The sequence below is a fragment of the Streptomyces sp. NPDC002018 genome (assembly GCF_042890865.1).
Classification (GTDB): Bacteria; Actinomycetota; Actinomycetes; order Streptomycetales; family Streptomycetaceae; genus Streptomyces.
Genome location: NZ_JBIASO010000003.1, coordinates 19,874 through 40,433 on the forward strand (window position 1 = coordinate 19,874; position 20,560 = coordinate 40,433).

13 protein-coding genes are annotated in these 20,560 nt (G+C 72.1%); 4 read left to right on the top strand and 9 right to left on the bottom strand.

Features of this window, described 5'->3' with window-relative positions; all coding sequences use genetic code 11:
• Positions 1-135: 135 nt before the first annotated feature.
• Positions 136-606: an Rv3235 family protein gene (locus ACFYYH_RS05755; RefSeq protein ID WP_388547228.1), complete on the bottom strand. Its 471-nt coding sequence runs from the start codon at positions 604-606 to the stop codon at positions 136-138.
• Between the two features lie 416 nt (positions 607-1,022).
• Between ACFYYH_RS05755 and ACFYYH_RS05760 the strand changes: the two genes are divergently transcribed.
• Positions 1,023-1,529, top strand: a complete 507-nt coding sequence (locus tag ACFYYH_RS05760) for a DUF6912 family protein (RefSeq protein WP_388546413.1) — start codon at positions 1,023-1,025, stop codon at positions 1,527-1,529.
• Between the two features lie 58 nt (positions 1,530-1,587).
• Positions 1,588-2,253 (top strand): HAD family hydrolase, encoded by a 666-nt coding sequence (locus ACFYYH_RS05765; RefSeq protein ID WP_388546416.1) that lies wholly within the window; start codon positions 1,588-1,590, stop codon positions 2,251-2,253.
• A 177-nt stretch (positions 2,254-2,430) separates the two neighbouring features.
• Here the strand turns inward: ACFYYH_RS05765 and ACFYYH_RS05770 are convergent, their stop codons facing one another.
• Entirely contained in the window at positions 2,431-2,997 is a 567-nt protein-coding gene (locus ACFYYH_RS05770; protein ID WP_388546418.1) for a DJ-1/PfpI family protein, read from the bottom strand.
• Positions 2,998-3,435: 438 nt separating this feature from the next.
• Here ACFYYH_RS05770 and ACFYYH_RS05775 point away from each other — a divergent pair, with 438 nt between their 5' ends.
• Positions 3,436-8,511 carry an NAD-glutamate dehydrogenase gene (locus ACFYYH_RS05775; RefSeq protein WP_388546421.1) on the top strand — a complete coding sequence of 1,692 codons (5,076 nt, stop codon included), beginning with the start codon at positions 3,436-3,438 and terminating at the stop codon, positions 8,509-8,511.
• A gap of 154 nt (positions 8,512-8,665) precedes the next feature.
• Here ACFYYH_RS05775 and ACFYYH_RS05780 read toward each other — a convergent pair whose 3' ends face one another.
• The 3 genes from ACFYYH_RS05780 to ACFYYH_RS05790 all read right to left on the bottom strand — a co-directional run bounded on the left by ACFYYH_RS05780 (position 8,666) and on the right by ACFYYH_RS05790 (position 11,780).
• The gene (locus ACFYYH_RS05780) at positions 8,666-9,796 is read right to left on the bottom strand and encodes a glycosyltransferase 87 family protein (RefSeq protein ID WP_388546424.1); all 1,131 of its coding nucleotides are present in this window, start codon (positions 9,794-9,796) and stop codon (positions 8,666-8,668) included.
• Positions 9,797-10,108: 312 nt separating this feature from the next.
• Positions 10,109-10,879 (bottom strand): ABC transporter ATP-binding protein, encoded by a 771-nt coding sequence (locus ACFYYH_RS05785; protein WP_388546427.1) that lies wholly within the window; start codon positions 10,877-10,879, stop codon positions 10,109-10,111.
• On the bottom strand, positions 10,872-11,780 hold the full coding sequence (locus tag ACFYYH_RS05790; protein WP_388546430.1) for an ABC transporter permease: 909 nt from the start codon (positions 11,778-11,780) through the stop codon (positions 10,872-10,874). Before ACFYYH_RS05790 ends, ACFYYH_RS05785 begins: the two co-directional genes overlap by 8 nt.
• A 192-nt stretch (positions 11,781-11,972) precedes the next feature.
• On the opposite strand from ACFYYH_RS05790, the gene ACFYYH_RS05795 reads away from it, so the two are divergent.
• A complete protein-coding gene (locus tag ACFYYH_RS05795; RefSeq protein ID WP_388546433.1) occupies positions 11,973-12,581 on the top strand; it encodes a TetR/AcrR family transcriptional regulator in 609 nt (202 codons plus the stop codon).
• A gap of 312 nt (positions 12,582-12,893) precedes the next feature.
• Here ACFYYH_RS05795 and ACFYYH_RS05800 read toward each other — a convergent pair whose 3' ends face one another.
• The 4 genes from ACFYYH_RS05800 to ACFYYH_RS05815 all read right to left on the bottom strand — a co-directional run bounded on the left by ACFYYH_RS05800 (position 12,894) and on the right by ACFYYH_RS05815 (position 20,288).
• Complete coding sequence (locus ACFYYH_RS05800; RefSeq protein WP_388546435.1) at positions 12,894-13,775, bottom strand: carbohydrate ABC transporter permease; 882 nt, start codon at positions 13,773-13,775, stop codon at positions 12,894-12,896.
• Complete coding sequence (locus tag ACFYYH_RS05805; protein WP_388546437.1) at positions 13,772-15,118, bottom strand: carbohydrate ABC transporter permease; 1,347 nt, start codon at positions 15,116-15,118, stop codon at positions 13,772-13,774. Before ACFYYH_RS05805 ends, ACFYYH_RS05800 begins: the two co-directional genes overlap by 4 nt.
• 4 nt (positions 15,119-15,122) lie before the next feature.
• A complete protein-coding gene (locus tag ACFYYH_RS05810) occupies positions 15,123-16,523 on the bottom strand; it encodes an ABC transporter substrate-binding protein (protein ID WP_388546440.1) in 1,401 nt (466 codons plus the stop codon).
• Between the two features lie 204 nt (positions 16,524-16,727).
• Positions 16,728-20,288: an FHA domain-containing protein gene (locus ACFYYH_RS05815; protein WP_388546442.1), complete on the bottom strand. Its 3,561-nt coding sequence runs from the start codon at positions 20,286-20,288 to the stop codon at positions 16,728-16,730.
• Between the last annotated feature and the right edge of the window lie 272 nt (positions 20,289-20,560).

Genomic DNA, 20,560 nt, shown 5'->3' on the forward strand with positions numbered 1-20,560 from the left:
CCGGATCGCCGGGAACGGGCCGGGGCACGCACTCGCTGTGCGCCCCGGCCCGTTCCCATGCCGTATCCATGCCTTCCTGTTCCCCGCCTCGGGGTTTCCCTGCCTCACGATTCCCCCGCCTTCCTGTTCCCCGCCTCACGCGCCCGGCCGGCCGTCGGTGCGTTCACCGCCGAGTTCCACGGCGGCGCAGCGCCAGCGCAGATCGGCGCTCCGCTCCAGCCGGAACGCCATGGCGCGGACCTGCTCACCGGCGGCGATGCTGGCGCAGGCCTCGACCACGCCCGGCCGTGGCTGGAAGCCGTGGCAGGTACGGATGACGGGGAGCACGCCCCGTGCCCGGAGCGGAGTGCCGGGAGCGAGCCGGACGAGCTGCTCGTACGCCTCTCCCACGGTCTGGCCGAGCATCCAGTGCACCGGGCGGCGGCCGCTGAGGACGGCGAGGAGGCGCTCCGCGAAGAGTTCGTGCGGGGTCATGCGCCGGCTGCTGCGCCGTGGACGGACGGTGCCGGGCCTGCGCTGGTCACGCCGTCCGGGGGGCCGCGCTCCGGCGACGGTCCTGGCCGCCGCGCGGTCCGCCCCGGCGCCGGTGGGAGCGGTGCCCGCCACGCGAGGGGTGATGTCCGCCACGCGGGAGGTGATGTCCGTGCGCCCGGCGGTGTCCGTGCGCGCGGTGGGGCCTGCGAGCCTGGCCGCGCCTGTGCGCCTGGTGGTGTCGGTGTTCCTGGTGGTGCCGGTCGTCTTCACGCAGATCGCCCCCGTTCTGCCCGTCCGGTCCGATACCGGTCGGTAACTTCTGTTGGGGGATCTTTTACGGGGCGTGGGGTGACGCCCGCAAGGCGGGTACGCCGTCGGGGCACGGGACCGTGGAATCACCTATCCGTGTGACCGATGGGCGGTGCCGGACCAGAGGGCCGGGCGGTGCGCGGTCCTCGGTGGACGCCCGGGAGCCCGTGAGCATCACCCCGAAGAGGGACTCCCGGACGTATCCTGTGTGCTCTCCCGACGATGAAAGCGGCCACCTCATGCGCGTCTATGTCCCCCTGACCCTGTCCGGTCTCGCAGAGGCGCACAAGACGGGCGAAGTCGGGCCGGGGCCGCTGATCGCGTACGCCGTGACCCCGGGACTGCGGGAGTGGTACGTCTCCGACGACATCGAGGAACTGGAGTACGCGGCCCTGAACCGGGCCGCGGCGGCCTCCCTGCGGCTGCTCGCCGCCGATCCCGGGGTGGGACGGCGCCGGGTGGTTCTCGCGGCCGACGTGCCCGACCGGGAAGCCGTCTCCGACCCCGACCGCGGACTGGACGCCGGGGCGGTGGGCGAGGTGCGTATCGCCTCGGCGATCGCGCTGACGAAGGCGGCGGCGGTGCACGTCGACTCCGACGAGGCGGACGAGGACGTGTCGGCCGCCGCGGCGGCGCTGGGGGCGGCGGACCACGGTGACGACGACGCCCAGTTCACGGTGGACGGCGCGGAGGACCACGAACTGCTCTGGTACGGGGTCCAGGAGATCCCGAACCTCATCGGCTGACCGCCCGAGGGGGCCTCGGCCAGGGCCGCTGTCAGACCCGGCCGGTACGGTTTCTGCCATGGGGAAGCAGAACACGCATCTGGTCTGGGACTGGAACGGCACGATTCTCGACGACATCGACGCGGTCATCGGGGCGACCAACGCCGCCTTCGCGGACATCGGTCTGGAAGCCATCACGCTGGACCGCTACCGCGAGCTGTACTGCGTGCCGATCCCGCGTTTCTACGAGCGGCTGATGGGCCGACTGCCGAGCGACGCCGAGTGGGCCGTCATGGACGCGGCCTTCCACCGGTACTACACGGAGCTGCGCGCGGCCTGTGTGCTGACGGCGGGCGTCGAGGAGCTGCTGGCGCAGTGGCGGCGGGCCGGCCGCAGCCAGTCGCTGCTGAGCATGTACGGGCACGAGGAGCTGGTGCCGACCGTACGGGGGTACGGGATCGAGAGCCACTTCCTCCGGGTCGACGGACGCACGGGGCCGTCCGGGGGCAGCAAGGCGCTCCACATGGAGCGCCATCTGACCGCACTGGCCTCCGTGGGCGCGATATCCCCCGCGCACACGGTGGTGATCGGCGACGCGGTCGACGACGCGGTGGCAGCGGCGCATGTGGGCGCCCGCGCCGTGCTCTACACCGGTGGTACGAACAGCAGGGCCAGCCTGGAGACGATGGGCGTCCCGGTGGTGGACACGCTGGCGGAGGCGGTCGCGACGGCGCAGAGCCTCTGACGCCGGTGCGCCGGTGACGCGCTGAAGCGGCGCCGGGAGTGCCGGGGATGCCGGGGATACGGAGCGGCGGCCGGGGCCGGAGGACGGGGTCGCGGCCGGTGCGCCGCCGTCCCGTACATCCGACGACCCCGGCCCGCCCTCCTGGTCGGCGGCCGGTCACCAGGTCCTTCGGTCAGATCACGTCACCGGGGCCTTCGCCCGCAGGATCGTGAGGAATGCGCGCATCCAGGCGGAGTGGTCCGGCCAGGCGCGGGCGGAGACGAGATTGCCGTCCACGACCGCCTCGGAGTCCTGGAAGGTGGCGCCGGCCGCCTGCATATCCAGTTCCAGGGCCGGGTAGGCGGTCACCCGGCGCCCGGCCAGCTCGCCCAGGGCGGCGGTCAGAAGCGGGCCGTGACAGATCTGGGCGACCGGCTTGTCGGCGTCGAAGAAGGACTTGAGGATCTTGCGCAGCTCGGGATCGCCCCTGAGGTACTCGGGAGCGCGGCCCCCGGGGATGACGACGGCGGCGTACTGCGTGGAATCGACCTCGGAGAACGCGAGATCGGCGGGCCAGGTGTAGCCGGGCTTCTCGGTGTAGGTGTCGAAGCCCGGCTCGACGTCATGAACCACGAACCGGAGCTTCTTGCGGGAGGGCGCCGCGATATGGACCTCATACCCCTCCTCGCGCAGGCGCTGGTACGGATAGAGGACTTCGAGGGACTCGGCGGCGTCGCCGGTGACGATCAGAACCTTGGCTGCCATGACTGCTCCCGGAAGGGTGGGTCGATCTGTCCATCTGTCGACCAGTGTCGTCCCGCAGGCCGTCTCCCGTCCCGGTCGGCGCGGTCCGTGCCGCTGTCCGGGCGGTCCGTGTCGCTGTCCAGAGTGTCAAACTTGTCGGCCTTCTTTTGTACACATGCAGCCCATGACGGGCCCCCGGTGAGGAGCGATAGCCTTGGGCGGTGATCAGCGCGATAAGCCGTGGGGGCAGCGAAGCCCCCCGCCCGTGCCCGGAGCGCCACAGCGCCCGGGTGATCGCTGATCACTTCGGTCCGGGCCGGCCGCCACAATTGGCCGATAACGCCCCGGACATCTCTCATCGCGGCATAACGTCGACCTCGACCGGAAACCCCGCGTCGTGGCGTTGCGTCGCTTCCTTCACCTACGTCACGCAACGGCGCGCGACAGGAGCCAGAGGACATGCACACCAAGCTGGACGAAGCCAAGGCTGAGCTGCTGGAACAGGCGGCACAGGCCGCTGAGAACAGCCCGGCGGGGGGGACCGGGGGGTGGGGGGGCGGCCCCTGGAAGAACGAGGCGGCGGCCGGGCCTCACGGCGAGGGCCACGAGAGCGGTCCGGGCGGCGACGGCGGCGACGGCGCCGCCGACCCTGCCGTCGGCCTCGGCGCCCGGGGGGCTCTGCGCGCCTATCTCCAGCGTTACTACCTGCACACCGCGCCCGAGGACCTCGCCGACCGTGACCCGGTCGATGTTCTGGGGGCGGCGCTGTCCCACTACCGTCTGGCGGCGCACCGTCCCCAGGGGACGGCGAGCGTACGGGTGCACACCCCGACGGTCGAGGAGAACGGCTGGACGTGCAGCCACTCCGTGGTCGAGGTCGTCACCGACGACATGCCGTTCCTGGTCGACTCCGTCACCAACGAGCTGTCCCGGCAGGGCCGGGGCATCCACGCGGTGATCCACCCGCAGGTCGTCGTACGCCGTGATGTCACCGGCAGGCTGATCGAGGTGCTTCCCGAGGGGAGCGGCACCGGGGCGGACCGCCCGCACGACGTGCTCATCGAGTCCTGGATCCATGTCGAGATCGACCGTGAGACCGACCGGGCCGATCTCCAGCAGATGACCTCCGATCTCCTGCGGGTCCTGTCCGACGTCCGGGAGACCGTCGAGGACTGGGAGAAGATGCGCGACGCCGCGCTGCGCATCGCCGATGAACTGGTCGAGGAGCCGACCGCCGACGATCTGCGGGAGCAGGAGGTGGAGGAGGCCCGTGAGCTGCTGCGCTGGCTCGCCGCCGACCACTTCACCTTCCTGGGGTACCGGGAGTACCAGCTCACGGACTCCGACGCCCTGTCCGCCGTGGCGGGCACCGGGCTCGGCGTCCTGCGCTCCGACCCCCAGCACAGCGAGGACGACGACCACCCGGTCAGCCCCTCCTTCAGCAGGCTGCCCGCCGACGCCCGTGCCAAGGCCCGCGAGCACCGGCTGCTCGTCCTCACCAAGGCCAACAGCCGCGCCACCGTGCACCGGTCGGGCTATCTCGACTACGTCGGGGTGAAGAAGTTCGACGACAAGGGCAATGTCGTCGGCGAGCGGCGTTTCCTCGGGCTCTTCTCCTCGGCCGCGTACACCGAGTCCGTACGGCGGGTCCCGGTGATCCGGCGCAAGGTCGCCGAGGTGCTGGAGGGCGCGGGCTTCTCGCCCGACAGCCACGACGGCCGCGACCTGCTCCAGATCCTGGAGACCTATCCGCGCGACGAGCTGTTCCAGACGCCCGTCGACCAGCTCCGCTCGATCGTCACCAGCGTGCTCTACCTCCAGGAGCGCAGGCGGCTGCGGCTCTATCTGCGCCAGGACGAGTACGGGCGGTACTACTCGGCCCTCGTCTACCTGCCGCGTGACCGCTACACCACGGGTGTCCGGCTGCGGCTGGTCGACATCCTCAAGGAGGAGCTGGGCGGCTCCAGCGTCGACTTCACCGCCTGGAACACAGAATCGATCCTCTCCAGGCTCCACTTCGTGGTCCGGGTCCCCCGGGGCACCGAGCTGGTCAAGCTCACCGACGCCGACACCGAGCGGATCGAGGCCCGGCTCGTCGAGGCCGCCCGCTCCTGGTCCGACGCCTTCGGCGAGGCGCTGAACGCCGAGTGCGGCGAGGAGCGCGCGGCCGGGCTGCTGCGTCACTACGGCAATGCCTTCCCCGAGGGGTACAAGGCCGACCACTCACCGCGCGCCGCCGTCGCCGACCTGGTCCATCTGGAGGCCCTCGACAAGGCGGAGTCGGACTTCTCGCTCTCCCTGTACGAGCCGGTGGGCGCGGGACCGGGCGAGCGCCGCTTCAAGATCTACCGCTCCGGCGAGCAGGTCTCCCTCTCCGCGGTCCTTCCCGTGCTCCAGCGGCTCGGTGTCGAGGTCGTCGACGAGCGGCCGTACGAGCTGCGCTGCGCGGACCGTTCCACGGCGTGGATCTACGACTTCGGGCTGCGGATGCCGCTGGGCGGCCCGGACGGCGACTATCTCGCCGATGACGCCCGGGAGCGCTTCCAGGACGCCTTCGCCGCGGTCTGGACCGGCGCGGCGGAGAACGACGGCTTCAACTCCCTCGTCCTGAGCGCCGGTCTGGACTGGCGGCAGGCGATGGTGCTGCGCGCCTACGCCAAGTATCTGCGCCAGTCGGGCTCCACCTTCAGCCAGGACTACATGGAGGACACCCTCCGCAGCAATGTCCACACCACCCGGCTGCTGGTCTCCCTCTTCGAGGCCCGGATGTCGCCGGGGCGCCAGCGCGCCGGCACGGAGCTGACGGAAGCGATGCTGGAGGAGCTGGACGGAGCCCTCGACCAGGTCGCGAGCCTGGACGAGGACCGGATCCTCCGGTCCTTCCTGACCCTCGTCAAGGCCACCCTGCGCACCAACTTCTTCCAGAAGGTGAGCGAGGCGGGCGACCGGAAGGGACGCGGGACCGGGGACGACGGGCACCACAGCTATGTGTCGATGAAGTTCGACCCGCAGGCGATCCCCGATCTGCCCGCGCCGCGCCCGGCGTTCGAGATCTGGGTGTACTCACCCCGGGTCGAGGGCGTCCATCTGCGCTTCGGCAAGGTCGCCCGCGGTGGTCTGCGCTGGTCCGACCGGCGTGAGGACTTCCGTACGGAGGTCCTCGGCCTGGTCAAGGCGCAGATGGTCAAGAACACCGTGATCGTGCCGGTCGGCGCCAAGGGCGGCTTCGTCGCCAAGCAGCTCCCCGACCCGGCCGTGGACCGGGACGCCTGGCTGGCCGAGGGGATCGCCTCGTACAAGATCTTCATCTCGGCCCTGCTCGACATCACGGACAACATGGTCGCGGGCGAGGTCGTGCCGCCGGCCGATGTGGTCCGCCACGACGAGGACGACACCTATCTGGTCGTCGCCGCCGACAAGGGCACCGCGAGCTTCTCCGACATCGCCAACGAGGTCGCGGTCGCCTATGACTTCTGGCTCGGGGACGCCTTCGCCTCCGGCGGCAGCGCGGGCTACGACCACAAGGGCATGGGCATCACGGCCCGCGGCGCCTGGGAGTCCGTGAAGCGGCAGTTCCGCGAGCTGGGCCATGACACGCAGTCCGAGGACTTCACGGTCGTCGGGGTCGGTGACATGTCCGGTGACGTGTTCGGCAACGGCATGCTGCTCTCCGAGCACATCCGGCTGGTCGCGGCCTTCGACCACCGGCACATCTTCATCGATCCGCACCCGGACGCCGCCACCTCGTACGCCGAGCGGCGCAGGCTGTTCGAGCTGCCGCGCTCCTCATGGGCCGACTACGACAAGCGGCTGCTGTCGCAGGGCGGCGGCATCCACCCCCGTACCGCCAAGTCGATCCCGGTCAACGCGCATGTGCGCGAGGCCCTGGGGATCGCGCCCGGTGTCACCAAACTGACGCCCGCCGAGCTGATGAAGGCGATCCTCCAGGCCCCGGTGGACCTGCTGTGGAACGGCGGAATCGGTACGTACGTCAAGGCCTCCACCGAGTCGAACGCCGATGTCGGTGACAAGGCCAATGACGCGATCCGGGTCAACGGCGAGGACCTGCGGGTCAAGGTCGTCGGCGAGGGCGGCAATCTGGGGCTGACCCAGCTCGGCCGGATCGAGTTCGCGCGGCGCGGTACGGCCGGCGAGGGCGGCAAGGCCAACACCGACGCGATCGACAACAGCGCGGGTGTGGACACCTCCGACCACGAGGTGAACATCAAGATCCTGCTCAACGGCCTGGTGGCGGACGGCGACATGACCGTCAAGCAGCGCAACAAGCTGCTCGCCGAGATGACCGACGAGGTCGGCGCGCTGGTGCTGCGCAACAACTACGCGCAGAACACGGCCCTCGCCAACGCCTGCGCCCAGTCGCCGTCCCTCCTCCACGCGCACCAGCGGTTCATCCGCAGACTGGAGCGGGACGGACATCTCGACCGGGCGCTGGAGTTCCTGCCGAGCGACCGGCAGATCCGCGAACTGCTCGGCGCGGGCAGGGGGCTGTCCCAGCCGGAGCTGGCGGTGCTGCTCGCGTACACCAAGATCACGGTGGCGGACGAGCTGATCCACACCGGTCTGCCGGACGACCCGTATCTGCGCAAGCTGCTGCACGCGTACTTCCCGGCGGCGCTGCGCGAGCGGTTCCCCGAGCAGATCGACACGCATGCCCTGCGCCGCGAGATCGTGACGACGGTCCTGGTCAACGACACCGTCAACAGCGGTGGTTCGACCTTCCTGCACCGGCTGCGCGAGGAGACCGGGGCATCGTTGGAGGAGATCGTCCGGGCGCAGGCCGCGGCACGGGAGATCTTCGGTCTCAGCGCGGTCTGGGACGCCGTGGAGGATCTGGACAACCAGGTCCCGGCCGCCGTCCAGACCCGGATCAGGCTGCACTCACGCCGGCTGGTCGAGCGCGGTACGCGCTGGCTGCTCGGCAACCGGCCGCAGCCGCTGGAGATCACCGGCACCATCGACTTCTTCGCGGCGGGTGTCGAGCGGGTCTGGGCGCAGCTGCCCACGATGCTGCGGGGCGCGGAGATGGAGTGGTACCAGCGGATTCTGGCGGAGCTGACCAACGCGGGGGTGCCGGAGGAACTCGCCGTACGGGTGGCCGGGTTCTCGTCCGCCTTCCCGACGCTCGACATCGTCGCGATCGCGGACCGTACGGGACAGGACCCGCTCTCCGTCGCCGAGGTGTACTACGACCTCGGTGACCGGCTGCGGATCACCCAGCTCATGGACCGGATCGTGGAGCTGCCGCGCGCCGACCGCTGGCAGTCCATGGCGCGTGCCGCCATCCGTGAGGACCTGTACGCGGCGCATGCCGCGCTGACCGCGGACGTCCTGACGGTGGGCAACGGGAACTCGACGCCCGAGGAGCGGTTCACCGCGTGGGAGGAGAAGAACGCGGCGATCCTCTCCCGTGCGCGGGCGACGCTGGAGGAGATCCAGAGCTCGGACGCGTTCGATCTGGCGAATCTGTCGGTCGCGATGCGGACCATGCGCACGCTGCTGCGTACGCATCGCTGACGGGCGGAACGAACCCGAACGGGTGACCCGTCCGGCGGTGCACTCGTGTGGGGGACATCCCGTTCGGGTGAATATTTTGGCCGGGGGCCGGTTCGGGGGTGGCCCGTACGGGTGAATCTCCGCCCCGGACGGCGGCATACGGGAGGTGCCCGGCTCACGGTGGGCCGGGCACCTCCCTCCGTGTTCCGGCCCACAGCCGTCGGCAGGCCAGCAGCGCCGCCGCCAGCAGCAGTCCGTTTCTGAGCGCCGGCACCAGACAGCCCAGCGGCGTGACCGCCATGACGTCCAGATACAGCACCGGATAGCCGAGGGCGGTGAGCGCCGTCGCGGGGAGCAGCAGCAGCGCGACCGGACGCTGGGTGGTCACGCGCGAGGTGAGGCAGACGGCGGCCAGACCGAGCAGCCAGATCAGGTACTGCGGGCTGATCACCCGGCTGGTGACGGTGAAGAGGAGCACGGCCGTCAGCGCCGCGTCGAAGGGGGTGGCCGCCGTCCAGCGCGCGGCGCGTACCCGCCACAGGATCAGCCAGCAGAAGGCCGACGCGGTCAGCAGCAGCGCGGCGAGGGACACCTGTGCCACATGGGGGCCGGTGAACTCGAAGGCGCCGTAACGGTATTCGACCCGGCCGGACCAGCCCGCCAGCCGGGCCAGGGAGAGCGCGGTCCCGCCGAGCGACTCGATCTGGATGCCCCTGCCGCCCTGCTGGTGCAGAAAGTCCAGCGGGCGGGCGAGATGGAGGGCGAGGAATCCCAGCAGCGCGAGGGCGCTGACCACGGCGGAGATCCAGGCGGCCCGGGTGGTACGGCCACGGGGGGTGCCCAGCAGCGTCAGCGCCGGCCAGACCTTCACCATGGCACCGAGCCCGGCGAGCGCCCCGCCGGTGCGTGGACGACGGCCTACGGCGAGCAGGGCCAGTACGGCGAGGGCGGTGGCCTGGACGTCGTACCGCACGAGCGGGGTGTGCAGCAGCAGCGGCAGCCCGCACACCCACAGCCACCCCCCGGCGCGCGAGGATCCGGCGCCGCGTCCGGCCCGCGTCAGCGCGAGGGTGACGACCGCGTCGGAGAGCAGGGCCAGGGCGACGAACGCCTGGAAGTACGTCAGCCACGGCAGCAGCGCGGGGGCGAGCAGGACCGCCCCGGCGCCCGGCGGGTACTGCCAGGTCACATCGTCGAGCGGGTACGAGCCCAGCCTGAGCTGCTCGTACCAGTGCCGGTAGACGCCGTACACCTCACGGCCGACCGCGCCCACGCCGAGCGTGTCATGGAGGATCAGCCAGAGCATCGCCGGCCGTGTCAGGGCCCAGACGCTCCAGAGGGCACAGGTGAGGAGAGCGCGGCGGCCGGGACGGACGGTCCGTGGGACACGGACGGAGGCGCGGACGGCTTTCCGGACCGAGACCGAGGCGCGCACGGAGACGCGGACGGCTTTCAGGACCGAAGCGCGAACAGAACCCCGGACGGGACCACGGGCAGGACCACGGACGGCTTCGTCCGTGGAGGGAGGGCCGGGCGTACGGGCGGACGAGGGCTCGGGGGTGCCGGCCGGGCCGGTCGGACGGTTTGTCATCGACCGGCACATTAGCCCGTTTCGGCCTTATTCCTTCCTGCCCGTGAACGCCTCGTACGCCGCGACGACCTCCGCCGCCGGACCGTCCATCCGCAGCGTGCCCGACTCCAGCCAGAGCGCCCGGTCGCAGGTCTCGGTGATGGTCCTGTCGCTGTGGCTGACGAGGAAGACCGTGCCGGCCTCCGCGCGCAGTTCGGCGATGCGTTCCCGGCTGCGCCGCTGGAACGTGGCGTCACCGGTCGAGAGCGCCTCGTCGATCAGCAGGACCTCATGGCTCCTGGCGGCGGCGATCGAGAAGCGCAGCCGGGCGCCCATGCCGGAGGAGTACGTCCGCATCGGCAGCGAGATGAAGTCCCCCTTGTCGTTGATCCCGGAGAACTCCACGATGCCGTCGTACCGTTCCCGGACCTGTTCGCGCGACATGCCCGTCGCCAGCCCGCCGAGGACGACATTGCGCTCGCCCGTCAGATCGCTGATCAGCGCCGCGTCGACCCCGAGCAGCGAGGGCCGGCCCCTGGTGAAGATCCTGCCCCGCGTCGGCGGGAGCAGTCCCGCGACCGCCTTGAGCAGCGTCGACTTGCCCGAGCCGTTGGAGCCGATCAGTCCGATCGTCTCGCCCTTGTACGCCGCGAAGCTGACCCCCCGTACGGCGTGCACCTGGCGTGCCCCGGGGGCGGCGCGCCGCGAGACGATCCGGCTCAGGGCGGAGGGGGCACTGCCCCGGCCGCCCCGGGTGCCATGGACCGTATAGCTGATGTGGACCCCGTCGGCGACGACGGTGGGGATGCGTTCAGCCACGTCCGTACTCCTCCTCGGCCTTCCAGAAGAACAGGAATCCGCCGGCCCCGGCGAGCAGTGCCCAGCCGAGGGCCACGGCCCAGATGTGCGGGGGCAGCCGGCCGGCGGTGAAGCTGTCGATGAGCGCGTACCGCGTCAGATCGATGGGGACGGCGGCCGGGTTGTACTCCAGGAGCAGCACGACCGCGTGGGGCAGCCGGTGGTCGCGGATCACCTTGTCGACGCTCCACATCACGCCCGACGCGTACATCCAGGTGCGCAGGACGAACGGCATGAGCTGGGAGAGGTCCGGGGTCCTGGCCGCCAGCCGCGCCACGGCCAGGGAGACCCCGGTGTTGAACAGCGACTGGAGCAGCAGCGCGGGGAGCACCAGCAGCCAGCTCGGCCGGGGGTACTGGCCGAAGCAGAGCAGGATCACCACCAGTGCGCCCAGGGAGAAGACCAACTGCTGGAGCTGCTGGAGGGCGAGCCCGATCGGCAGGGCGGCGCGCGGGAAGTGCAGGGCCCTCACGAGACCGAGGTTCCCGGAGATCGCGCGGGTGCCCGCCATGATCGAGCTGGAGGTGAAGGTCCAGATGAAGACGCCCGTGACCAGGAACGGGACGAAGTCCGGCACCCCGTCCCTGGTGCGGAGCAGGACGCCGAAGACGAGATAGTAGACCGCCGCGTTGAGCAGCGGGGTCATGATCTGCCAGACCTGGCCGAGCTTGGCCTGGCTGTACTGCGCGGTCAGCCGGGCGGTGGCGAAGGCGGCGATGAAGTGGCGCCGTGACCAGAGGTCGCGGAGATACGCGGGCAGTGCCGGCCGGGCGCCGCTCACGGTCAGCCCGTGCCGGCGGGCGAGGGCGGCGAGATCGGTTTCGGCCGGGACCGGGGTCGTCGGTGCGATCGGCTGGCTCACGGAGACCGGCTTTCGGCGGGCGGCGGGGGCTGGCGCCGCGGTGGGGCGGGGCTGGGGCGGCCCGGACGTCAGGGTGTCCGGGACGGTCTACGACGGAACGGTTCCGTATCGTCGTGACGCTCACGGTAGGACGGAGTACGTCGGAACGCAACCGTGTCGTCGTCACGCCGGTGTGACGTTATGCTCGTGTCCATGACGACGGATCCCCGCACCTCACGCCGTGTCCCCGCGGGAGCCGCCGTGCTCCGGGAGGACGTGACGGACGCCATCCGCGCCGCCGTCCTCGACGAACTGGCCGCGGTCGGCTTCGCCCGGATGTCCATCGAGGGCATCGCTCGCCGGGCCGGGGTCGGCAAGACGGCCGTCTACCGCCGGTGGAAGTCCAAGCTGGCCCTCGTCCTCGATCTGGTCTCCGCCTTCGCGGCGCAGGGGCTGCCCGCCCCCGCGACCGGTTCGCTCCACGGCGATGTGCGCGCCCTGCTGGAAGTGGCCGCCCGTGCCCTGCGCCATCCGGTCGCCTCGCAGGTCATCCCGGATCTGCTGGTGGAAGCGGCCCGCCATCCCGAGATCGCCGACGCGATCAAGGCGGCGCTGCTGGACGGACAGCGGGGTATCGCCGCGGTGATCGTCCGCGAGGCCGTCGAACGGGGCGAACTCCCCGAGGGGACGGACGCGGACCGGGCTCTCGATCTGATCGTCGGACCGCTCTACTGGCGGCTGGTGGTGGTACGCGGCGATCTGCCCCAGGGATATCTGGACGATCTCGCGGGCTCCGCGGTGGCGGCCGTCCGCCACGGCTGACGCCTGCCACGGCTGACGCCTGCCCGCCGCGCCCTACGCGCGCGGGGTGGCGCTGCCCCGCCACGCGAGTCGGTGCCCCGTAACGGAAGTCGGGGAGGGCCGGTCGTCCCGTGACCGGCCCTCCCCGAGTTGCCGCCGCTTCCGCCTCCCGGCCTCGCCCTGCGACGGCCAGGGCCGACGACCAGGGCCGACGACCAGGGCCGACGACCAGGGCCGACGACCAGGACCGGCGGCCAGGACCCGGCGGCCAGGACCCGGCGGCCGGGGCCGGCGTACGGGACCTGACCGGCCGGACCCGGCGGGCGGCGGGACCTACTTGACGGCTCCCGCCATCACACCCGTAACGAACTGCCGCTGGAACGCGAAGAACACGACCAGCGGGATCACCATCGAGACGAAGGCGCCGGGCGCCAGGACGTCGATGTTGTTGCCGAACTGACGTACCTGCTGCTGGAGCGCGACCGTGATCGGCGGGCTGTCCGAGTCCGCGAAGATCAGCGCGACCAGCATGTCGTTCCAGACCCAGAGGAACTGGAAGATGCCGAGCGAGGCGATCGCGGGACCGCCGAGCGGCATCACGACCCGGGTGAACAGCCGTATCTCGCCCGCCCCGTCGAGCCGGGCCGCCTCCAGCAGCTCCTTCGGGATCTCCGCGAAGAAGTTGCGCAGCAGGAAGATCGCGAAGGGCAGACCGAACGCGACATGGAAGAGCACCACGCCGAAGGTCGTCTCGAAGATGCCGATGGCGCCGAACAGCTTCGAGACCGGCACCAGCGCCACCTGCACCGGAACCACCAGCAGCCCCACGACCAGCAGGAACCACCAGTCGCGGCCGGGGAAGTCCATCCAGGCGAAGGCGTATCCGGCCAGCGAGCCGATCACCACGACCAGCACCGTCGAGGGGACGGTGATCAGGATCGTGGAGAACAGCGAGTTGGTGATGGTGTCGTTGTCGAGGAGCTGCGCGTAGTTGTCGGTGGTGAGCTGGGCGGGGGCCGTGAAGACCTTCCACCAGCCGCTCCCGGCGATGTCCGACGAGTCGCGCAGCGACGAGAGCAGCAGTCCTATCGTCGGCATCAGCCAGAAGAGGCCGACGAGGATCAGGAAGACCCGCATCACACCGCCGCCCGCGCGGGCGGCGATCCGGGCGGGGAGGGACGGCCGCGCCTTGACCGTCTGATCGTTCGTGGTCATCGGCGAGTCTCCCTTCGCATCCGCCGCACATTGAAGAGCATCACCGGGATCACCAGCAGGAGCAGCAGTACGGCGATGGCGCTGCCGACGCCGAGATCCGCGTCCGTGCCGAACGACGAGCGGTAGAGCTGGAGCGCCAGGACGTTCGCGTCGTCCTGGGACGAGCCCGGCGCGATGATGAAGACCAGGTCGAAGATCTTCAGCACATTGATCATCAGCGTGACCATGACGACCGCGAGGACCGGTGCCAGCAGCGGCACGGTGATCCGGCGGAAGACCTGCCACTCGTTGGCGCCGTCCACCCGGGCGGCCTCCATGAGTTCACGCGGCACGCTCGCCAGTCCCGCCGCGATCAGCACCATCGCGAACCCGGCCCACATCCACAGATAGCTGCCGATGATGGCCGGGGTGACCAGGGAGGGGCCGAGCCAGTCCACGCCGTTGTAGGGCTCCCTGAAGTTGGCCTCGGGGAGTCTGAGATGGGCCCCGTCGGCCGCCGCCGGCAGGCTGAACGTACCGTCGGCGCCGGCCGTCGCCGAGGCCACGACCTTGCCGTCCTTGACGGCCTCCACCTTGATGCCCTTGAGGCCGACTTCGCGGGTGTCGATGACATTGGGCTTGCCGCCGCCGCCCCGGGTGAAGTCCAGCCAGGCGGTGCCGGTCACCCGGCCGTCCTCCGCCGTCGCGGCCCGCGCGGGCCGTGCGTCGGAGGGCATCTTCGCCGGAGCCACGCCGACCAGCGGGAGCTGGACCGCGCTGCCGGCGCTCACGGGCTCCTTGGTGAGGAACGCGCCGCCGCCCGCCGCCTTCAGCGGATGGACCGGCAGGGGATGCGCCTTGGGGAAGCCCGCCGACTCGTTGAACGTGTCGTGCACGCCCACCCAGACGGCGTTGGCGACCCCGCGGTCCGGGTCCTGCTCGTACACCAGCCGGAAGATGATGCCCGCGGCCAGCATCGAGATCGCCATCGGCATGAAGACGATCAGCTTGAACGCCGTGCCCCAGCGCACCCGTTCGGTGAGCACGGCGAAGATCAGACCGAGCGCCGTGGCGACGGTGGGCGCCGCCACCACCCAGATCGCGTTGTTCTGGACGGCGGTCAGGATGGTGTCGTCGCTGAAGATCTCGACGTAGTTGTCGAGCCCGGCGAAGCTGTCGCCGGACTTGTCGAAGAAGGAGCGGTAGACCGAGAACCCGATGGGGTAGACCACGAGCGCGCCCAGCAGCACCAGCGCGGGCAGCAGAAAGCCGGCCGCGACGAGCTTACGTGTGCCTGTCACGCTCTTGCGCGTATGCGTGCCGGGGGGCACTGGTGCGGTGCCCCCCGTCGTTGCCGACGTCATCCCGTCAGCTCTTGTACGCCTTGGCCGCGTCCGACTCCAGCTTCTGCTGGGCCCCCGCGACGTCCTTCGGGTTCTTCAGGAAGTCCTGGAGCGCCTTCCACTCGCCCTTGCCGGGGGTACCGCCGAACGACTGCGGCATCTGGTCCGACATGTCGAAGCGCACATCGTCGCCCGCGGCGATCAGCGCCTTGGCGATGTCGCGCTGGACGTCGTTCGGGTACGAGGCCACGTCCAGGGACTTGTTGGGCGAGACGAAGCCGCCCGCCTCCGCCCAGATCTGTGCGGCGTCCGTGGAGGCCAGGAAGGTCAGCAGCGCCTGGGCGCCCTTGCTGTCCTTGAGCGCCACGGCCGCGTCGCCGCCCGTCACGACCGGCGAGTCGGGACCGACCGCCGGGAACGGGAAGACCTTGGCGTCCGTACCGATCTTGGCCTCGGTCTCGCCGATGTTGACGCCGACGAAGTCACCCTCGAAGACCATCGCGGCCTTGGGCTGGTCGCCGCCGGTGAAGGTCTGGGTGACGGAGGCGGGGAACTCGGTCTGGAGCGCTCCGTCCGCGCCGCCGGCGATCAGGGCGGGCTTGCCGAAGAGCTGGCCGAGCGTGCTCAGCGCGTCCCGTACGGAACCGTCGGTCCACGGGATCTCGTGCTTCGCGAGCTGGTCGTACTTCTCCGGACCCGCCTGGGAGAGATAGATGTTCTCGAACCAGTCGGTGAGGGTCCAGCCGTCGGCGCCGCCGACCGAGACCGGGGTGACGCCCGACGCCGAGATGGTCTCGGCGGTGGACAGGAACTCCGGCCAGGTCTTGGGCACCGTCGCGCCCGCGTTCTCGAACGCGGCGTTGTTGTACCAGACCAGCGACTTGTTGGCGGCCTTGAAATAGACGCCGTACTGCTCGCCGCTCACCGCGCCGAGGTCCTGCCAGACCTTGCTGTAGTTCTTGGCGAGCTGGGCCTTCGCCTCGGCGCCGACCGGCTTGGCCCACTTCTTCTCCACGGCCTGCTGGATCGCCCCGACCTGGGGCAGCATCGCCACGTCCGGGGGACTGCCACCCGCTATTTTCGTACCGAGGAAGTTGACGATCGGGTCCTGCGCGGGGACGAAGGTGACCTTCGCGCCCGTGCGCTTCTCGAACTCCGTCAGAACCTTGGTGAAGTTCTCCTGCTCGGGCCCGGTCCAGACAGCCGCGACCTGGATGTTCTCACCGTCGAGCTGGGGCAGTTGGACGCTCGCCGCGGCGGGTTCCTTGCTCGCGCCGCCGTCCGCGCCCTTGTCGTCGCCCGAATCGCCGCCGCAGCCGCTGAGGGCCACGGCACCGACGGCGACGATCGCCACGGCGGCCCTGCGGCTGCCCCACCTCCCTCTGCCGGTCCGAAGCGCCTTGCGTGCCCTAGGAGTTGTGCCCATTACTGCCCCGTCTCTGTCCTGGTGCGTACGGATCTACGCATGCGGAACCAGCGTCGCGGCCGTGACGTGGCGGCGCTGCACTCGTCCCGTGCGCACAGTCCTACGCCGCGTGACCGGGCGCCGCAATACCGTTCCCCGTGCCGGGTCATCGATCGTGATAGGCCCGTGACGTGCCGCGACGGACGTAAAGGGATCTTCAGGGTTTCACGGGTGGGCCGGGGTCAGTGGGGCCACAGGGACGGCGTCGACCGATCGCGCGGCCCGGTCGAGCGCGCTGGCGAGCAGCGCGAGATCCGTCGGTCCGTTGCCCAGCTCCCTGACCGGCCGGCGGGCCGGTGGATCGCCCATCCGCTCCCACTCCACGACCACCACCGTGGGCCTGAGCGTCGCCGTGCGCGGAATGCGCCCGGTGACCCTGCCGCCCTGGAACGGGGTGACCCGGCCGTCCGGATGCCCGAGCCGGCCCCGGCCGGGCGCCGGATCGTCGGGGGAGGGCGCGACGGGCGGCGCGTCCAGCACGACCCGCAGCCGCGCGCCCTGCGCCAGCTCCGTGTCGACCGTACGGTCCGGGCGCGCCGAGGCCGCCACGAGATGCACCCCGAGGCGCTCGCCGTCCCTGGCCACGGCCTCCAGGGCCCGTACGACCGAACCGGCCGCCGGCCGCCCCGGGCTGCCGAGCGCGGGCGCCACCAGCGCGTCGAAGTCGTCGACGAGCACGACGAGCCGGGGCAGCGGCGCGGGCCGCTGTCCGTGGCCGGGACGGCCCGAGGAGGCACGGAGCCTGAGCGTGCCGCGCGCGGGGGACTCCGGCTCGCCGCGGAAGCCGTCCGGCTGCTGTTCCTGCTGGTCGGCGCGTGACTCGCCCCGCCGCACGGCCCGTTGCTCGGCGGCGCTCGGCGCGCGCTGGCCGATCATCCGCTCCGACACCTCGCGCGCGTCCTGCTCGGCGTGCCAGTCGGCGAAGTGCGTGGGCCCCAGCAGCTCGGCCCGGCGCTTCAGCTCGGCGCCCAGCGCCTGGGCGAACTCCCGCATCCTGACCGGGTCGGAGGCGATGAGGTGCTCGGTCACATGCGGCAGTTCCGTACAGGCCGAGAGCCCTTCGCCGCGCTCGCCCCCGGCGCCGTCGACCAGCAGCAGCCCCAGCCGGTCCGGGCGGCCCGCCGCCGCCAGTGAGGCGGCGATCGAGCGCAGCAGCTCCGTACGGCCGCTGCCCGCCGGGCCCTCGATCAGCAGATGCGGGCCCTCCTCCGTCAGATCCACGCTCAGCGGGCCGCGGGGCCCGGCGCCGAGGACCGCCGTGCAGTCGCCCGTACGGTCCGCCGCGGACGCCCAACGGGCCATCAGGGACGCCGGGGTGGCGCGCGCGAGGCCCAACTCGTCGAGCAGCCGGGCCGACCGGGGCAGCACGGCCGTGGGACGGCTCCGGCCGCTCCCCGCGGTGGCGCGCAGCGGCGCCAGCGCCCGGCCGAAACGCTCCGCCCAGGCCCGCGAGACCGCGTCCACCACCGCGACCGTGCCATGCCCGGCGGGCTGGCCGACGGCCGTACGGAGCACCCGCAGCGAGGTGGCCACATCGCCGCTCAGCAGCGCGACGGCCCCGCACTCCCGGAACGGCAGCGAGGCCGCGCACGCCGTCTCGTACGTCGCGGCGATCGGCGAGAGCGGGGAGGCCGCCGGGGTCTCGGCGAGGCAGAGCAGATGGACCCCGGCCGCGGCCCCGGCCCCGGCGAGCTGGGCCGTCGCCTCGCGCAGCGCGGCGGAACCGGGGTCGCCGTCGACGATCACCAGGGTGTACGGGCCGTCGTGGCGGGCGGCGGCCTCCGTGATGGTCCAGGGATCGGCCGAGGCCCAGCCGGGGCCGAGGGGGCCGTCGTCCAGTCTGCGGGTCAGCTCCGCGGTCCTGGCGGCGGCCTGGTCCCGGTCGAAGGCGAGCAGCAGCCGGCAGTCCTGGCCGTGCGCGGGGCGCACATGGGGGAGCCAGCCGAGCCAGCCCCAGTCCTGGACCCGTTCCTCCACGGTCCTGGCGCGGTCCGTGGCGATCAGCACGATCTCCAGATCGGCGGGGGAGTGCAGCGCGGCGAGCTGGGCCACGGCCCAGCGGGCCATACCGGTCAGCCGCTCCCGGGGGCCCGCCAGGGCGAGGGAGCCGGCCTCGCGCAGCCCGACCGTGACCGGGGCGGCGGACAGCGCTGCCGCGGCGCCGGACGCCGTGCGGTCCGCCGTGCCCAGCCGGACGACGAGCGCGTCGGGGTGGCGGCTGTCGCGCTCCCACAGCCGGGGCCCCGGGCCCAGCGCGGTCAGCAGCACCGCCGCCGGGTCGGGACTGGTCTCGGCGGGCGGGACGGGTCCGGCGCCGGCCGAGGGCCGCCCCGGGCCGCCCTGGGCCGCGTCGGGCAGTTCCTCGTCCCGGGTGCCGGTGAGCCGTCGCGCCCAGGCGCCTATGCCGCCGCGCCGGGGGGTGGCCGCGTCGGGCGACTCCGTGCCGTGGGCGGGCGTGGGCTGCCGTCGGGATCCCGGCGTACGGCTGTGGGACTGCGGGCCGTCGTCGGCCGGGCCCACGCCGGGCCGGGCCTCGCCCTCCCGCCGCCAGGGGGCGCCACCGGCCTGGTCGGGCGCGGTCGCCCGGCTGTGGGTCCCGTCCGGGGCGTCCTCGGCACGGCCGCGGAAGCCGTAGTGCGTGTCGGCGCTGCGGGGGTCGGGCAGCCGCGGGGCGCCCGGCGGATTGCCGTACTGCGGGCCCAGGATCCGGCTGGAGGCCCCGGCGGGCACCGAGCCGCCGTACCCGCGGACCGTATGACCTTCGCCACGCCCCTGGGGGTCCTCGTCCGGCACCGGGCCGGCACCCGGGGTGTCACGGGCGCCGGAAGCGGGACCGCCGTGCGTGGGGGCGGGCTCGCGCAGGCCGTTGCCGTACTGCGGGCCCGGAGAGGCGCCCTCCGGGCCGTATCCCGAGCCGTCCGTGCCGAATCCGCCGGTGCCGTACGCGCCCGTCGCCGGACCGCTGCCGCCGGACCGCGCGGGGGCCACCCCGCCCGGACCGTCGGCGGAGCCGTACGCGAGCCCTCCCCGGCCGTCCGCACCGGCGGGATCCTGCCCGCTCTCCGGGGCGGGTCCGCCCGGTCCGCCCGCCCGGACGATCCGCAGATGGCCCTCGCCGTCCGGGGCCGTGGACAGCGCGGCCGGGCGGCCGCCCGAGGTCAGCCGGAGCGCGGACTCGCCGAGCCGCAGCAGCGCGCCGGGAGCGAGCGGCACCGGGCGCTCGCCGACGGCGACGCCCTCCAGCGTCGTGCCGTTCGTGGAACCGAGATCGGCCACCGAGACCCGGCCGTCGTCGCCGACCGTCACCGCGCAGTGGATCCGTGAGACGTCCGGGTCGTCCAGGGGCACATCGGCGTCGGCGGAGCGGCCGATTCTGATCCGTCCGCCGTGCAGGAGATGCACCCCGCCCGCGTCCGGGCCCGCCACCACATGGAGCTGGGCCGGGGCGTCGTCGGCGGGCGCGTCGTCCTCACCGGGGACCTGGAGCGAGAGCACCGCGCCGTCGATCAGCGGGGGCTCGCCGAGGGCGCAGCGCTGGGCGTCGAGCCGCTCGCGGCCCGCGTACAGCACGACGGCGCCGGAGGCGTCCGGGCCGGAGACGGCGGTGGCGAGGTTGGAGGCGACGGCGGCGAGCGCCGTCCCGGCCGGGGCGGTGACGAGCACGTCGCACGCGCGTCCGGCGGCATGGCCGCCGCGCGGCGCGAGGACGGTCAGCCGGATCTGCATCGCCGTCAGCGGTCCCTTCTGCGCGGGGTGCCGGCAGGGGAGCGCTCGGTGAATCCCCCCACCACGCACGGACGCGTCGCCCGGTACAGGTCGGCACGGACGGTGCGACTCCCCACCCCACACCTTCGCGTGCTGGGGGCATCCTCGCACCTGCCGCCGACAACACGCCCGGCGGCCGACAGCAAGTGATCTTGAATAGTCGGCTGTTGGCGCAAAAGTGCCTGCCGGTTCATCACTTCGAGACAGTTGGTGATCATCTGTGACGCCCTCCG

Bases quoted from the DNA above. Each gene is read 5' to 3' on its own strand.
- ACFYYH_RS05760 (WP_388546413.1), top strand. From the start codon at position 1,023: ATGCGCGTCTATGTCCCCCTGACCCTGTCCGGTCTCGCAGAGGCGCAC.
- ACFYYH_RS05765 (WP_388546416.1), top strand. From the start codon at position 1,588: ATGGGGAAGCAGAACACGCATCTGGTCTGGGACTGGAACGGCACGATT.
- ACFYYH_RS05770 (WP_388546418.1), bottom strand. From the start codon at position 2,997: ATGGCAGCCAAGGTTCTGATCGTCACCGGCGACGCCGCCGAGTCCCTC.
- ACFYYH_RS05775 (WP_388546421.1), top strand. From the start codon at position 3,436: ATGCACACCAAGCTGGACGAAGCCAAGGCTGAGCTGCTGGAACAGGCG.
- ACFYYH_RS05780 (WP_388546424.1), bottom strand. From the start codon at position 9,796: ATGCTCTGGCTGATCCTCCATGACACGCTCGGCGTGGGCGCGGTCGGC.
- ACFYYH_RS05795 (WP_388546433.1), top strand. From the start codon at position 11,973: ATGACGACGGATCCCCGCACCTCACGCCGTGTCCCCGCGGGAGCCGCC.
- ACFYYH_RS05800 (WP_388546435.1), bottom strand. From the start codon at position 13,775: ATGACCACGAACGATCAGACGGTCAAGGCGCGGCCGTCCCTCCCCGCC.
- ACFYYH_RS05805 (WP_388546437.1), bottom strand. From the start codon at position 15,118: ATGACGTCGGCAACGACGGGGGGCACCGCACCAGTGCCCCCCGGCACG.
- ACFYYH_RS05810 (WP_388546440.1), bottom strand. From the start codon at position 16,523: ATGGGCACAACTCCTAGGGCACGCAAGGCGCTTCGGACCGGCAGAGGG.
- ACFYYH_RS05815 (WP_388546442.1), bottom strand. From the start codon at position 20,288: ATGCAGATCCGGCTGACCGTCCTCGCGCCGCGCGGCGGCCATGCCGCC.